The sequence below is a fragment of the Ramlibacter sp. MMS24-I3-19 genome (assembly GCF_050320135.1).
Taxonomy (GTDB): domain Bacteria; phylum Pseudomonadota; class Gammaproteobacteria; order Burkholderiales; family Burkholderiaceae_C; genus Ramlibacter.
The window spans coordinates 2,502,814-2,517,117 of the sequence record NZ_CP190017.1 but is presented as its reverse complement, the minus strand read 5'-3'; the positions used below and the strand labels follow the sequence as shown (position 1 = coordinate 2,517,117).

The window sequence follows — 14,304 nt, the reverse complement described above, 5'->3', positions numbered from 1 at the left end:
CGTCTTTTGCGTTCCGGTTCCCGAATTTGACTTGGAGAAACTTGAGCAATGAGCGCCATCGTTGACATCGTCGGCCGCGAGATCCTGGACTCGCGCGGCAATCCCACCGTCGAATGCGACGTGCTGCTGGAGTCGGGCACCATGGGCCGTGCGGCCGTGCCCTCCGGCGCGTCCACCGGCTCGCGCGAAGCCATCGAGCTGCGCGATGGCGACAAGCGCCGCTACGGCGGCAAGGGCGTGCTCAAGGCCGTCGAGCACATCAACACCGAGATCTCCGAGTCGGTGCTGGGCCTCGACGCTTCCGAGCAGGCCTTCCTGGACAAGACGCTGATCGACCTGGACGGCACCGAGAACAAGGGCCGCCTGGGCGCCAATGCCACCCTGGCCGTGTCGATGGCGGTGGCGCGCGCGGCGGCCGAGGAATCGGGCCTGCCCCTGTACCGCTACTTCGGCGGCATGACCGGCATGCAGCTGCCGGTGCCGATGATGAACGTGGTCAACGGCGGCGCCCATGCCAACAACAACCTGGACCTGCAGGAGCTCATGATCATCCCCGTGGGCGCCCCGAGCTTCCGCGAGGCCGTGCGCTACGGGGCCGAGGTGTTCCACGCGCTCAAGAAGATCATCAACGAGAAGGGCATGAGCGTGGCCGTGGGCGACGAAGGCGGCTTCGCCCCCAACGTCGAGAACCACGAGGCCGCCATCGGCATGATCCTGCAGGCCATCGAAGCCGCCGGCTACAAGCCGGGCGAGCAGATCGCGCTGGGCCTGGACTGCGCCGCGAGCGAGTTCTTCAAGGACGGCAAGTACAACGTGCAGGCCGAAGGCAAGGTGCTGGAAGCGGCTGCCTGGACCGACATCCTGGCCGCGTGGTGCGACAAGTACCCGATCATCAGCATCGAGGACGGCATGGCCGAAGGCGACTGGGACGGCTGGCGCCAGCTGACCGACCGCCTGGGCTCGCGCGTGCAGCTGGTGGGCGACGACCTGTTCGTCACCAACACCCGCATCCTGCAGGAAGGCATCGAGAAGAACATCGCCAACTCGATCCTGATCAAGATCAACCAGATCGGCACGCTGACCGAGACCTTCGCCGCCATCGAGATGGCCAAGCGCGCGAGCTACACGGCGGTCATCAGCCACCGCTCGGGCGAGACCGAGGACAGCACCATCGCCGACATCGCCGTGGGCACCAACGCCGGCCAGATCAAGACCGGCTCGCTGAGCCGCAGCGACCGCATGGCCAAGTACAACCAGCTGCTGCGCATCGAGGAAGACCTGGGCGACATCGCCCACTACCCCGGCCGCTCGGCGTTCTACAACCTTCGTTGAAGCAATGACTGCCCCCACGTTTGCGGCTTCGCCGCTGCTCTGCCCCCGAGGGGCCCCAGGCCGCCTAGGGGCGGCCCGTCGGCGGCCTGAGCGCACCACATGGCCACCCGCGTCGTCCCTGCCCTGCTGATCGCACTGCTCGCCGTGGTGCATGCGCAGCTGTGGTTCGGGCGCGGCAGCGTCGCGGCCGTGGGCGAGATGCAGCGCAAGCTGCAGCAGCAGAAGGCGGCCAACGTGCAGGCGCAGCAGGCCAACGACCAGCTCGCGGCGGAAGTGCGCGACCTGCAGGAAGGCATGGAGATGGTCGAGGAGAAGGCGCGCCTCGAACTGGGCATGGTCAAGCCCAACGAGATCTTCGTGAACGTCGTCCCGGCGAAGTGAAGGCGCGGCCGCCGTCGGCGGCCGGTTCGCGATGGCCCTGACCATCTGCCTGCTCGGCGCCGAGAGCACCGGCAAGACCACCCTCTCGCATGCCATGGCCGCCGCGCTGCGCGCTGGTGGCCACCGAGTCACCGTCGTCCCCGAGGTGCTGCGTGCGTGGTGCGAGCGCGAAGGCCGCACGCCGCGACCCGAGGAGCAGTTGCCGATCGCGCGGCAGCAGGAGCAGCAGGTCGACCTCGCGGCCGCGCAGGCCGACGTGGTGATCGCCGACACCAGCGCGCTGATGGTGGCGGTCTACAGCGGCATGCTGTTCCCGGACGGCGAGCTCCTTCGCTTCGCCCTCGAACGCCAGCGGCGCTACGACGCGACGCTCGTCATGGGTCTGGACCTGCCCTGGGTGCCGGACGGCCTGCACCGCGAAGGGCCCGCCGTGCAGGCATCCGTCGACGCACAGGTGCGCGCCGCGCTGCAGCAGGCCGGCATCGCGTTCCGCGTGGTCTACGGCCAAGGCCAGGAACGCACCGGCAATGCGCTGGCGCCGGTGCTGGCCTTTCTGGGGGAAGCCGTGCATCCGCAACGGCGCTGGACCTGGGCCTGCGAGAAATGCGGCGACCCGGTGTGCGAGCATCGGCTGTTCACGGCGCTCAGGGACCGCTGAGCCTCACTGCACCGCCGACGTGACCGGCGGCTGGTCCCCCGGCGGCGCGAACAGCTGCGCGGCATCCACCGCATCGAAGCGGTACTGCTGGCCGCAGAAGTCGCAGCCGACCTCGATCTGCCCCTGGTCGGCGACGATGCTGTCGGCTTCCGGTTGCCCCAGGCCGCGGATCATGTTGGCCACGCGCTCGCGACTGCAGGTGCAGGCGAAACGCGGCTCCTGCGGCGGGAAGCGCAGCAGCTTCTCCTCCCAGAACAGCCGGCGCAGGATGGTGTCGGCATCCAGTTCCAGCAGTTCCTGCCGCTGCAGGCTGGACGCCAGGATCGCGATGCGGTTGTAGTCCTCGTTCAGGCCGATCTCGTCCTCGTTGGCCTTGCTGACCATCGACCCCGCGAGATTGCCCTCACCCTCCAGCGGCAGCCGCTGGATCAGCAGGCCGGCGGCGACCTTGGCATCGGCGGCCAGCACCAGCGTGGTGTCGAGCTGCTCCGACTGCAGCATGTAGTGCTGCAGCACGTCGCTGAGCTTGTCGATCTTCTCGCGATGGTCGCCGTGCAGCGGCACCACGCCCTGGTACGGCTGCTGGCCCGGAAACTTGTCGCGCGGATCGAGCGTGATCGCGCAACGGCCGCGGTTGTGCACGTTCACCAGGTTGGGCAACCGGTCCTGCGGCTTGACGTCGCCGACCACCTTGGCCGTGGCGCGCAGCGCCAGGTCGTGCTGCACCTCGACCACCGCCACCTTGAGCGGCCCGTCACCGAAGATCTGCAGCACCAGCGCGCCGTTGAACTTGATGTTGGACTGCATCAGCACGCCGGCGGCCGCCATCTCGCCCAGCAGCTCGGCCACGGGCGGCGGCCAGGCACCGGTGGCGTTGTTGGACTCGCGTCGCGCCAGGATGTCGGTCCAGGCGTCGGTCAGGCGCACCAGCGCGCCGCGCACCGGCAGGCCGTCGAAGAGGAACTTGTGGAGCTCGGACATGGGTACTGCTTGGCCCAAAGCTGTCGTAAGTGGCGGTCAGCCGATCTTCTTCAAGCCACGCGCGAACCGCTTCGCATTGGCCACGTAGTGCGCCGCGTTGCCGGCGATCGTCTTCGCCGCGGCGTCGTCCAGGGTGCGCACCACGCGCGCAGGCGCGCCGATGATCAGCGAGTTGTCCGGGAACTCCTTGTTCTCGGTCACCACGCTGCCCGCGCCGACGATGCAGTTGCGGCCGATGCGCGCGCCGTTGAGGATGATCGAGCCGTTGCCCACGAGCGAGCCGTCGGCGACGAAGCAGCCGTGCAGCATCACCTGGTGCCCCACCGTGACGCCGGCGCCGATCACCAGCGGCTTGCCGGCGTCGGCATGCAGCACCGAGCCGTCCTGGATGTTGGTGTCGGCCCCGACCGTGATGTGCTCGGTGTCACCGCGGATCACTGCGCCGAACCACACGCTGGCATTGGTGCCCAGGGCGACGTCGCCGATGACGGTGGCCGTCTCCGCCACCCATGCCCCATCGCCCAGCTCGGGCCGCTTGCCGTCGAGTTCGTAGATCGCCATGTGTCCTGCGCTTGGAAAAGGGCCATTGTAGGGACGCTGTTCCGGCCGTCCTTGCGCGCCGCCTGGCCCAACAATGGCCCGGATATGTCCGCCCTGCCCCTCGCCTCGCCCGCCGGCCCCGAAGCCGATCTCGTGATCGCCCGCCAGGCCATCCTCGACGAACGCAATGCCGTGTTCGGCTATGCACTGACCGATGGGTCCGGCCAGGCCCCGACGGCCGAGCGCGACGCGGAGCTGCTTGTTCAGGCGGTGACGTTGTCCTCCACGCCCGCGCTTGCAGATCGCCGGCAACTGTTCGTGCGCTGCGGCTGGGACACCGTGCAGCGCGGCGGCCTCGAGCTCGTGGATCCCGAGCGGGTCGTCATCGACCTGGTGCTGCCCGCGCCCGCGCAGGCGGCGGCCGGTGCGACGACGCTCGCGGCCCTGCGCCAGCGCGGCTTCCGCTTCGCGATGGACCACGAGGCACTCGGCTCCGTCTGGCGCGGCTGGATCGCCCACGCGAGCTTCCTCAAGCTCGACCTCGAGCGGGTGCCGGCCCCGGCCCACGCGGCGATCACGCGGGCCGCACGCTCCCTCCCGCTGCGGGTGATCGCCATTGGCGTGAACGACCATGCGAAGCACGAGCATGCGCGAGGTCTCGGCCTCGAGCTGCTGCAGGGCAGCTGGTTCTCGCGGCCAATCCCGGTGCCGCGCACCACGCTCAGGCCGAACCAGGCGGTGATCGCGCAACTGATCTCGCTGCTGCGCCGCGAGGCGGACGTGGCGGACATCGAGGAACTGCTCAAGCGCGACGCCAGCCTCAGCCTGCAGCTGCTCCGCCTGCTGAACTCGGGCGCCTTCGGGCTGTCGAGCCAGGTGACGTCGTTCCGCGGCGCCGTGATGCTGCTCGGCATGCAGCGCATCCTGCGCTGGGCGACCGTGCTGCTGGCGACGTCCTCCCAGGGCACGCCCGCGCTGGCGCAGTCCGCGGTCGTCCGCGGCCGGCTGGTGGAGCTGCTCGCCGTCGAACTGCTCGGCGCGGACCATGGGGACCCGGCCTTCGTCGTCGGCGTGTTCTCGCTGCTCGAAGCGCTGACGGGCCGCCCGATGGCGAGCGTGCTGGACGGGCTCGCCCTTCCCGAGCCGGTGGCGGCCGCGCTGCTGGAGCGCAGCGGCGTCTATGCACCGCTGCTCGCACTGGCCGAGGCTTGCGAAGCCGGCGATGACCGCGCATTCGCCGAACTCGCCGATCGCCTGCTGCTGTCGGGCCACCAGATCAACATGGCCCACCTGCAGGCACTGGCCTGGGCCGAGGAACTGCTGGCCACCTGATCGCGGGGCGTCGAGGCCCTAAGCTCGGGGCATGCAGACCCTCCGCCGCGCGGCGCTCGCCGTGCTTCTCGAGCGCGACCCGGCGCGCAAGGCCGCATTGGCACGCGCCCTCGATCCGTCGCAGCCCGCCGGGGCCGGTGACACGATCGACGAGCCGCCCGGCCTGCCGGGTCGCCCCGACCACCCGCGGATGGTGCCGCACACCGAACTGCGCAAGCGCTCCATCCGCACCGTGGAAGGCCGCGCGGCACTGCTGCATGCGCTGGCGCACATCGAGTTCAATGCAATCGACCTCGCGGCCGACGCGCTCTGGCGCTTCGCCGGCCAGCCGGAGGCCTTCTACGCCGACTGGGCGCTCGTCGCCCGCGAGGAGGCGCTGCATTTCCAGCTGCTGCGCGAGCACCTGCGCAGCCTGGGCCACGACTATGGCGACTTCCCCGCGCACAACGGCCTGTGGGCGATGGCGGAGAAGACACGGCACGACCTGCTGGCCCGCCTGGCGCTGGTGCCGCGCACGCTCGAAGCGCGCGGGCTCGATGCCTCGCCGCCGATCCGGGCCAAGCTGCTGGAGGTCGGCGACACGCACGGGGCCGGCATCCTGGACGTGATCCTGCGCGACGAGATCGGCCACGTGGCGATCGGGAACCACTGGTACCGCCATCTCTGCGCGGAACGCGGACTCGATCCTGTCGCGACCTACGCCGAACTCGCGCGGGCCCACGGCGCGCCGCGGCCGCGCGGGCCGTTCAACCTCGACGCGCGGCGGGCGGCCGGCTTCGCGGAGGACGAGCTGCTCGCGCTGGTCGCGCCCTGAAGCGCGTCAGGCGACGGCGTCCGCGCCCGCTTCGGCCGTCGCCGGGGCGGCTTCACGCGGCAGTTCGATCACGCGAAACGGCGGCTGGCCCGGGCGGGCCCGTTGCAGCAGCGGCTTGGCCACGTTGTAGACGGGCACGCCGTTGATGGTCTTGGCCTCCATCGTGCCTCGGTGCGCGTGGCCATGGAACACGGCATCCACCGGGTACCGCAGCAGGGGCTCCTCGAGACGACTGCTGCCGAGGAAGGGGAAGATCTCCACCGGCTCGCCGGCGACAGTGCCCGCGATCGGCGAGTAGTGCAGCAACGCGATGCGGCGGGGCGTGCGCAGCTTGGCCAGCGCCGACTCCAGCTTCATCGCCTCGTTGAGCGACTCCTTCACGAACATCTTGATCGCGGGCTCGCCCCACGCGCCCAGCGAGCCGCGGCCGAAGCCGCCGGCGAAGCCCTTCGCGCCCGCGATGCCGATGCCCTCGATCTCGCAGGCCTCGCCATCGAGCACCCGCACGCCCGCGCGCTTGAGCGTGGCGCACACCACGTCGGGCGTGCCGGACTCGTAATCGTGGTTGCCCAGCACGGCGACCACGGGGACCGACACCGCGCCCAGTTCCTCCGCGAGGATGTGGGCCTCGTCGGCCGTGCCGTAGTCGGTGAGGTCGCCGCACAGCAGCAGCATGTCGGCGGCATCAGCGACCTTGGCGAAGAAGCCGCGCAGGCTGCCCGCGGAATCCTTGGTGACGTGGATGTCACCGACGGCGGCGATGCGCACGCTGGTGGCGGATTTGCTCATGCGCCGATGCTGCCGCCCGGTCGCGTGCCCGGGCATGGGCCATCCGCCGTCGCGAACTGTAGGCGAATGCCGACGGTTGCCGAGGCATCCCGGCCTAGGTCGGCGGCTTGTGCGCGGCTACGCTAGGCGCACACCGACCCAGGGCCGCCCCATGACGCTCACCTGCCTCGCCCCGTCCCTCGAGAACGAGGTGCCGCCCGCCATGGCGGCGTTCTACCGCAGCGCGCTGCGGGCGCTGGTCGATGCCGGCGTGCCCTTCCTGGTGGGCGGCGCATTCGCGCAGGCCTGCTTCACCGGCATCCGGCGGTCGACCAAGGACCTGGACCTGTTCATCCGCCGCGAGCACTACGACCGCGTCGTCGAGGTCGCGCAGGCGCGAGGCTGGCGCGCCGAGCTCACCTACCCGCACTGGCTGGCCAAGGTCTGGTGCGGCGAGGACTTCATCGATCTCATCTTCAATTCGGGCAACGGCCTCGCGCCGGTGGACGACCGCTGGTTCAAGGACAACCCGCAGGCACTGGTGCTGGGCGTGCCGGTCCTCGTGGCCAACGCGGAGGACGGACTGCTGTCCAAGTCCTTCATCATGGAACGCGAGCGCTACGACGGCGCGGACGTGGCCCACCTGCTGCATTCGGGCGCCGAGCATCTCGACTGGCAAGGCTTGCTGGAGCGCTATGGCCCGCACTGGCGCGTGCTGCTCGCGCACCTCACGCTGTTCGGCTACATCTATCCCGGCGAACGCCATCGCGTCCCGGCGTGGGTGCTCGAAGACCTGCTGGGTCGGCTGGCCGCCGAGACGCACCAGCCGCCCGCCGCGGACCCGCACGTGTGCGCGGGCACGCTGCTGTCGCGCGAGCAGTACCTGCACGACGTGGAGCACCTCGGGTACGTGGACGGCCGCCTCACGCCGGTCAGCACCATGACCGAGCGCGACGTGGCCGTGTGGACGCAGGCGATTCCCTCGCGGCAGCCCGAGGAGCCACCCGAGACGCCGCTGCGGCGCGCTGCCTGAGCGCAGCTGCGCTCGGCACATCGCGTCGGATCCCCGCCTGCGCGGGGATCACAGGACTGGAGTTGTCCCTCAGCGGCTCGGCGTGGTGCTCGACGACGTCCCGTTCTTCGCCCCGGAACCGGTCTCGGTCCCGATGGGCGTCGCCGCGCCGGGGCCGCTGGAGCCCATCGACTTGCTGTTCGCGCCGCCCATGCCGCCCGGGTTCGGGCTGGAAGCGTTGTCAGCCGGTGTCGCCATGCTCGAGGTGCGGCCGCTGCCGCTGTTGCCGGTGCTGGCGCTGCTGCCCGTGCTCGAGCTGTAGCCGCTGTTGCCCATGCTGGACGACGACCGCGACGAGCTGCCGTCATGGGCGCACGCGCCGAGCAGCATCGCGGAAGAGGCCAGGCCCAGCAGGGCCGCGCGGCGGAAGGTGATCTGGTTCATCGGGACAAACTCCTTGTGGATGTGGGGCGCGGTTGCGCCCTGCCCGGCTGTGGCAAGCGGCGTGCCGCACGGCCGCGCACCGGACCGCCGCGTTGCCTGCCGATGCAGGCGACACTCGAGCGATGCCCACTGCCCGCGAACCGCAAGCGCTGCAACTGTCCATCGATGACGGGACCGCGGTGTCGGCATTGCTGGATGCGCCCGCACAGCCGGCCGCCTGCTACGTGTTCGCGCACGGCGCCGGCGCGGGCATGCAGCACGCGTTCATGGCGGCGCTCGCGCAGGAGCTGGCCGATCTCGGCATCGCGGTGCTGCGCTTCCAGTTCCCGTTCATGGAGCAAGGCTCCCGCCGCCCCGACACGCCTGCGGTGGCGCAGGCCGCCGTGCGGGCCGCAGTCGCAGAAGCCGCGCGGCAGCTGCCCGGCGTGCCGCTGTTCGCGGGTGGCAAGTCGTTCGGCGGCCGCATGACGTCCCAGGCGCAGGCCGCGGCGGCGCTGCCGGACGTGCGCGGCCTGGTCTTCGTCGGCTTCCCGCTGCATCCGGCCGGCAAGCCGTCGCTCGCGCGTGCCGCGCACCTGGCCCAGGTGCAGTTGCCGATGCTGTTCCTGCAGGGCACGCGCGATGCGCTGGCGGACCTGCCGCTGGTGCGCGAAGCCACGCAGCCGCTGGGATCGCGCGCGACGCTGCACGTCGTGGAAGGCGCCGACCACGCCTTCCACGTCCTCGTGCGCTCGGGCCGCACCGATGCCGAGGTGCTGGAGGAGCTGGCCGAAACGACGGCGGCGTGGATGCTCAGCGCGTGCCAGCCGGCGCCGGCAGCCACCTGAAGGCGATGGCGGCGCTGGCCAGCATCAGCGCGATGGCACCGAGCACTGCCGCATAGGTCTCCAGGCCCATCGCGGCGGCATGCGAAGCGACGATGCCCGTGAGCCACTGCATCAAGGCCACGCCCATGAACAGCGCCATCGTGAAGAGCGCCATCGCGCGGCCGATCATCCGCGGCGGATAGGCCGAACGCACGTCGGCGTACTGCAGCACCATGTAGCCCGACAGCACGCTGAACACGGCGCCGATCCCGATGTCCACCAGCACCGAACGCGTGCTGGCCATGATCACGAACAGCGCGGCCATCCCGAACGTGTACGCCACCAGCCAGGTGCGCCGGCGCTGCACGCCGGGATCGAGCCGCCCGAAGAGCGGCGGACCGAAGGCGCTGATCAGCGACAGCGCGAGCGCCACGTTGCCGGTCTGCACGAGGCTGAAGCCGTGCCGCTCCACCAGCAGCGGCCCGAGCCACAGGCCACGGAAGGTGAGGAAGGATGCGTACGTGAACAGGCCCAGCACCACGATCCCCCACGTGTACGGCAACCGGAACAGCTCGCCGTAGCCACGCAGCGCCGCGAGCGGACTTGCCGGCGCGGCAGCGGCATCGGCGGGCGCCAGCGGTGGATCGCGCAGCAACGCGAAGATGGCGAACCAGGCGCCGACCGCCGCCACTGCAAGCGCCAGGAAGCCGGCGCGCCACGACGCATGGTCGATCAACCAGGCCAGCGGCGTGCCGGTGAGCAGCAGGCCGACGGTGCCGATGCCCAGCGTGGCGCCCGAGACAGCCGCGAACTGCGGACCCGGGAACGATCGCGCGATGAAGACGGTGCAGACCAGGAACGCGGGCGCGCAGCCGATGCCGATGACGACCTGCGCCAGCAGCAGTTGCCCAAAGCCGTGCGAGGTTGCGGCGATCACCGCGCCGACGATGGTGAGCGGGGACACGACCAGCACCGTGCGCCGGGGTCCCCACACATCCATGCCCATGCCCATGAACAGCTGCAGGCCACCGAACGCGAAATGGAAGGATCCCGCGAACAGTCCGAGCTGCGACGGCGTGAGGCCGAACTCCTTCTGCAGCGGCGGCGCCATGATTGCCGCGACGGTGCGGAACGCCTGGCTGAGCGCGAAGCCGCAGGTCAGCGCCAGGAGCATGGTCCAGGCGGTGCGGCTGGCGGTCGGCGTGGCGGTGGTGCTGGCGGAGGTCATGGTCGAAGGCGCGGAGGGCAGCGACTGGAGCGGCGTGCGCGCCGCGTCGCCGGCGTCAGTTTCAAGGCTGCATGCCAGTGAGGGTCGGCAGGGCGAGCGCCAGCACCCGCCGCGCGGCGGCGGTCGTCAGGTGGTCCGTGTCGCGCAGCATGCCGACGCCACCGCGCACGAGCCAGCAGCGGCTGGCATCGCAGAACAAGGGCGTGAGGTCGATCGCCTCGATGCGATCGCCGTGGCGCGCGAGCGCCGCGCGTGCCTGCGCCTGCCAGCGCGCCAGCCTTGTGTCATAGGAATCCACCGGCCGCGAGGTGCGTGCATCGACTAGCGATTCGCCGCGACCGATGCTCATCTCCGGCACGGGACGCCGGTGCAGCAATTCCAGCGCCAGCCATTCCTGCGCGACCGCGCGGTGCGCCTCCGGCGTCGGGCCGAGGACAACCACGCGCCGGCCGCGCGCCACCAGCGCATCGACGGCCCGCCACGCGCGGTCGACGCGCCCGGGATCGTTCTGCCGCAGGACCACGAGCACCGTCCGGATCGAGGGCGTGCTGTCGATGTAGCCGAGCACGTGGGCGTTGTGCGTGTCGCAGGCCGCTCCACCGAAACCACCCGGCTCCGCCGCCGGTTCGCAGCCGGGGAAATGAAACAGCTGGCCGGCGATACCGGACCGGTCCGTCGCCTCGCGCAGCGCGTCCAGGTACTGCAGCGCGTGCGAGTCTCCCCAGACGGCGAAGGTCGGTGCATCGGTCCCGGACAGGCCGACGTCGCAGGCATCGGGATCGTTGGCAGGCACGCCGTGCAGTCGCCGGCAGCGCGTCGGGTGCGCCTCGTTCAGCGACGCCAGCACGGCGGCGTGCGCATACGCCGGCAGGCGCGCCGGCATGCCGTCGGTCTTGGACATCCAGACGGCGAACACCATCGCGAACACGACGACGCCCGCATAGAACCGGTAGAGCCTCCCGGTGCGCCCCAGCCGGGGCGCGTGCGCAACGGCTGCTCGGCGAAGCGCCACGACAGCCAGCCGCAGGCCCAAGTCGCGGCCAGCAACGGCAACACGGCCCAGCCCTCGACCGGCACGTCGACCACCGTGAGCCGCCAGGCGACCAGCAAGGGCCAGTGCCACAGGTACAGCGAGTACGAGATGGTGCCGGCATGCTGCACCGGCGGCAGCTGCACCAGCCGGCCGTGTGCATGGCCCGTGCCCAGCACGATCACCGCGGCCGTCAACAGCGTGGGCACGAGTGTCCAGACGCCGGGCCAGACGATGCCTTGCGGCAGCAGCAGGCAGGTCGCGGCCAGCGCGATCCACGCGAGCCCCAGCAAGGGTCGGCGCGCCTGGCCCAGGCGTTGGCCGACGACCGGCGGCACGCAGGCGGCGAGGCAACCGACCAGGAACTCCCAGGCGCGCGCGGTGAAGGAATAGAACACGTGGGTCCGATCGACCACGCCCCAGTGCAGCGCGCCTGCGAACGATGCCGCACCCAGCAGCGCCAGCAACGGCACGCGCCAGCGGGGCGGCAGCTTCCACAGCCCAATCAGAACGAAGGGAAGGAACAGGTAGAACTGCGCCTCGACCGCGAGCGACCAGGTATGGAGAAGAGGCTTGTACGCGGCGCCCAGGTCGAAGTAGCCCAGCTGGTCCGCGAAGTAGCTGTTGGCGAGGAACTGCACCGCGTTGGTCGCGCTGCGCGCCAGCGCCTTGTAATCCGGCGGCGCCTGGAACGCCCAGCCCCAGGCGAGCACCGCCGCGCAGGCGACTGCCAGCGCGGGCACGATGCGACGGATCCGTCCCGCGAAGAAGTGCTTCAGGCTGAAGCGGGCGCGGTCGAGCTGCGCCATCACGTGGCCGCCGATCAGGAAGCCCGAGATCACGAAGAAGATGTCGACCCCGACATAGCCGGACGCGAATCCGGGGAGGCCGAAGTGGAACGCGATGACTGCGGCGACGGCGAGCGCGCGCAGGGCGTTGATGTCAGGACGGAAGCTCCGGTCTTCCTGGGATACGGCTTGCATGCAGCCCGCGATCATCGCACGCGGGTGGCCGGCCACCCACGGATCAGTCCACCGCTTCAGCCCCGCTCACCAAGGCTGCGAACCGTTCCGCGCCGATGTTGCCGCCGGAGAACGTCACCCCGACGCGCTGTCCGCGGAACTGCTCCTTGTGGTGCATCAGCGCCGCCAGCGCGCAGGCGCCGGACGGCTCCAGCACGACCTTCATGCGCTCAAATGCGAACCGCATCGCCTCGACCACCACGCGGTCGGGCACGGTGAGCACGTCGGCGACCATCGCGCGGATCACCTCGAAGGGATGCTTGCCCACGAACTGCGTCTGCTGGCCGTCGCAGATGGTGCGCGGCACGTCGATGCTGACGATGCGGCCCTGGCGCAGCGACTGCTGCATGTCGTTGCCCGCCTCCGGCTCCGCGCCGTAGACGCGCACGTTCGGCAGCAGGTGCTTCGCGGCCACCGCGCAGCCGGAGAGGAAACCACCGCCGCCAGCGCAGACGATCAGCGCGTCGAGCGGCCCGGCATCCTGGATCAACTCCAGCCCCGCGGTCCCCTGCCCCGCCATCACGCGCAGGTCGTCGTAGGGAGGGATCAGGTGCGCGCCCTGCTCGTCGACCAGCCTGGCCGCGATGGCCGCACGGTCTTCCTTGTAGCGGTCGTAGAGCACCACCTCGGCGCCGTAGCCGCGCGTCGCCGCCAGCTTCAGCGGCGGTGCGTCGGTGGGCATGACGATGGTGGCCTTGCACCCGTGCAGCTGCGCCGCGAGGGCGACGGCCTGCGCATGGTTGCCCGACGAGAAGGCGACGACGCCGCGCGCCCGCTCGGCCGGCGTCAGGCTGCTGACGGCGTTGTAGCCGCCGCGGAACTTGAAGGCGCCCATGCGCTGCAGGTTCTCGGCCTTGCACAGCACGGTGGCCCCGAGCTGCGCGTCGAGGGTGCGCGAGGTGAGCACCGGCGTGCGGTGGGCAACGCCGGCGAGGCGGCGGGCGGCGGTGTCGATGTCGGCGAATTGCAGCATGGGACTCACTCGGCCTGGATGTGGGCGGCGCGGATGATGCGCGCGTTGTTGTCGGATTCGGTCGCGATCAGCTTGGCGAAGGCGGCGGCGCTGCCGCCTGTGGGCACGTTGTCGCTGGCCACGAGGCGGCTGCGCAGCTCGGGTGTCGCCAGCGCCTTGTTCACCTCGGCGTTCAGGCGCTCGACCACCGCCGGCGGGACGCCGACCGGCGCGAAGATGCCGAACACCGAGCTCAGGTTCGCCGCCGGGTAGCCCAGTTCGGCCAGCGTCGGAGCGGCCGCAAAGGCATCGAGGCGCGACGGCGAGCCGACGGCCAGCACGCGCAGCTTGCCGGCCTTCACGTGCTGCGAGATGACGGGGCTGGCGTTGACCGAGAGCACCTCGAACTGGCCGCCGAGCGCATCGTTGATCTGCTGGCCGCCGCCCTTGTACGGGATGTGCGTGATGTCGACCTTCGCGGCCGCCTTCAGCTGCTCCAGCATCAGGTGGCCGAGCGAGCCCGGGCCCGAGGTCGCCCAGCGCAAGGCGCCGGGCCTGGCCTTGGCCGCGGCAAGCAGCTCGCGCAGGTCCTTGGCCGGCGTGGCGGTCGTGGCGAGCAGCAGCACGGGCGAATCCATCACGCCGACCACCGGCACCAGGTCGCGCACCGGATCGAACGGCACCTTGCCCAGGTGCGGCGTGAGCGCGATGGGGCTGATGGCAGCGAAGCCGAACGTGTGGCCGTCGGGCGCGGCCTTGGCCACGGCATCGACGCCGATGGTGCCGCTCGCGCCGGCCTTGTTCTCGACCACCACCGGCTGCCCGAGCGCGGCCGCGAGCCGGTCGCCCAGGGCGCGGGCGACGATGTCGCTCACGCCGCCAGGCGGGTAGGCGACAACCAGGTGGATCGGCTTGCTCGGCCAGTTGGCCTGCGCATGGAGGGGAAGGACGGTTGCGGACAGGGCCGCGAGTGCGACGCGGCGGGAGACGGTGGACTGCATGCC

At 70.9% G+C, this 14,304-nt stretch carries 16 protein-coding genes; 7 read left to right on the top strand and 9 right to left on the bottom strand.

Annotated features, from left to right (window positions below):
* Positions 1-48: 48 nt before the first annotated feature.
* From eno to ACPWT1_RS12620, 3 genes are all read left to right on the top strand, one after another.
* Complete coding sequence (eno, locus tag ACPWT1_RS12630; RefSeq protein ID WP_427911532.1) at positions 49-1,332, top strand: phosphopyruvate hydratase; 1,284 nt, start codon at positions 49-51, stop codon at positions 1,330-1,332.
* 99 nt (positions 1,333-1,431) lie between these two features.
* Positions 1,432-1,713, top strand: a complete 282-nt coding sequence (locus ACPWT1_RS12625) for a septum formation initiator family protein (RefSeq protein WP_427911531.1) — start codon at positions 1,432-1,434, stop codon at positions 1,711-1,713.
* 31 nt (positions 1,714-1,744) lie between these two features.
* Entirely contained in the window at positions 1,745-2,371 is a 627-nt protein-coding gene (locus ACPWT1_RS12620; RefSeq protein WP_427911530.1) for an AAA family ATPase, read from the top strand.
* Positions 2,372-2,374: 3 nt separating this feature from the next.
* Here ACPWT1_RS12620 and ACPWT1_RS12615 read toward each other — a convergent pair whose 3' ends face one another.
* Together ACPWT1_RS12615 and ACPWT1_RS12610 are read right to left on the bottom strand one after the other, a co-directional pair.
* Positions 2,375-3,352: an Hsp33 family molecular chaperone HslO gene (locus ACPWT1_RS12615; RefSeq protein WP_427911529.1), complete on the bottom strand. Its 978-nt coding sequence runs from the start codon at positions 3,350-3,352 to the stop codon at positions 2,375-2,377.
* A gap of 36 nt (positions 3,353-3,388) precedes the next feature.
* Positions 3,389-3,913: a gamma carbonic anhydrase family protein gene (locus tag ACPWT1_RS12610; protein ID WP_427911528.1), complete on the bottom strand. Its 525-nt coding sequence runs from the start codon at positions 3,911-3,913 to the stop codon at positions 3,389-3,391.
* Between the two features lie 84 nt (positions 3,914-3,997).
* Here ACPWT1_RS12610 and ACPWT1_RS12605 point away from each other — a divergent pair, with 84 nt between their 5' ends.
* Both ACPWT1_RS12605 and ACPWT1_RS12600 read left to right on the top strand, forming a co-directional pair.
* Positions 3,998-5,224, top strand: coding sequence for an EAL and HDOD domain-containing protein (locus tag ACPWT1_RS12605; protein WP_427911527.1), 1,227 nt, complete (start codon positions 3,998-4,000; stop codon positions 5,222-5,224).
* A gap of 31 nt (positions 5,225-5,255) precedes the next feature.
* Positions 5,256-6,038, top strand: coding sequence for a ferritin-like domain-containing protein (locus ACPWT1_RS12600; RefSeq protein ID WP_427911526.1), 783 nt, complete (start codon positions 5,256-5,258; stop codon positions 6,036-6,038).
* A gap of 6 nt (positions 6,039-6,044) precedes the next feature.
* Here the strand turns inward: ACPWT1_RS12600 and ACPWT1_RS12595 are convergent, their stop codons facing one another.
* The gene (locus ACPWT1_RS12595; RefSeq protein WP_427911525.1) at positions 6,045-6,827 is read right to left on the bottom strand and encodes a metallophosphoesterase family protein; all 783 of its coding nucleotides are present in this window, start codon (positions 6,825-6,827) and stop codon (positions 6,045-6,047) included.
* Between the two features lie 151 nt (positions 6,828-6,978).
* Between ACPWT1_RS12595 and ACPWT1_RS12590 the strand changes: the two genes are divergently transcribed.
* Positions 6,979-7,839: a nucleotidyltransferase gene (locus tag ACPWT1_RS12590; RefSeq protein WP_427911524.1), complete on the top strand. Its 861-nt coding sequence runs from the start codon at positions 6,979-6,981 to the stop codon at positions 7,837-7,839.
* 69 nt (positions 7,840-7,908) lie between these two features.
* Here ACPWT1_RS12590 and ACPWT1_RS12585 read toward each other — a convergent pair whose 3' ends face one another.
* Complete coding sequence (locus ACPWT1_RS12585; protein ID WP_427911523.1) at positions 7,909-8,262, bottom strand: hypothetical protein; 354 nt, start codon at positions 8,260-8,262, stop codon at positions 7,909-7,911.
* 122 nt (positions 8,263-8,384) lie between these two features.
* Here ACPWT1_RS12585 and ACPWT1_RS12580 point away from each other — a divergent pair, with 122 nt between their 5' ends.
* Positions 8,385-9,089 carry an alpha/beta family hydrolase gene (locus ACPWT1_RS12580; protein WP_427911522.1) on the top strand — a complete coding sequence of 235 codons (705 nt, stop codon included), beginning with the start codon at positions 8,385-8,387 and terminating at the stop codon, positions 9,087-9,089.
* Here the strand turns inward: ACPWT1_RS12580 and ACPWT1_RS12575 are convergent.
* The 5 genes from ACPWT1_RS12575 to ACPWT1_RS12555 form a co-directional block, all read right to left on the bottom strand.
* Positions 9,055-10,296, bottom strand: a complete 1,242-nt coding sequence (locus tag ACPWT1_RS12575) for an MFS transporter (protein WP_427911521.1) — start codon at positions 10,294-10,296, stop codon at positions 9,055-9,057. The genes ACPWT1_RS12580 and ACPWT1_RS12575 overlap by 35 nt on opposite strands.
* Positions 10,297-10,357: 61 nt before the next feature.
* Positions 10,358-11,197, bottom strand: coding sequence for an SGNH hydrolase domain-containing protein (locus tag ACPWT1_RS12570; RefSeq protein ID WP_427911520.1), 840 nt, complete (start codon positions 11,195-11,197; stop codon positions 10,358-10,360).
* Entirely contained in the window at positions 11,128-12,309 is a 1,182-nt protein-coding gene (locus tag ACPWT1_RS12565; protein ID WP_427911519.1) for an acyltransferase family protein, read from the bottom strand. The genes ACPWT1_RS12570 and ACPWT1_RS12565 overlap by 70 nt, the downstream gene beginning before the upstream one ends.
* A 43-nt stretch (positions 12,310-12,352) precedes the next feature.
* Positions 12,353-13,321, bottom strand: coding sequence for a threo-3-hydroxy-L-aspartate ammonia-lyase (locus ACPWT1_RS12560; protein WP_427911518.1), 969 nt, complete (start codon positions 13,319-13,321; stop codon positions 12,353-12,355).
* Positions 13,322-13,326: 5 nt separating this feature from the next.
* A complete protein-coding gene (locus ACPWT1_RS12555; RefSeq protein ID WP_427911517.1) occupies positions 13,327-14,301 on the bottom strand; it encodes a Bug family tripartite tricarboxylate transporter substrate binding protein in 975 nt (324 codons plus the stop codon).
* Positions 14,302-14,304: the final 3 nt, after the last annotated feature.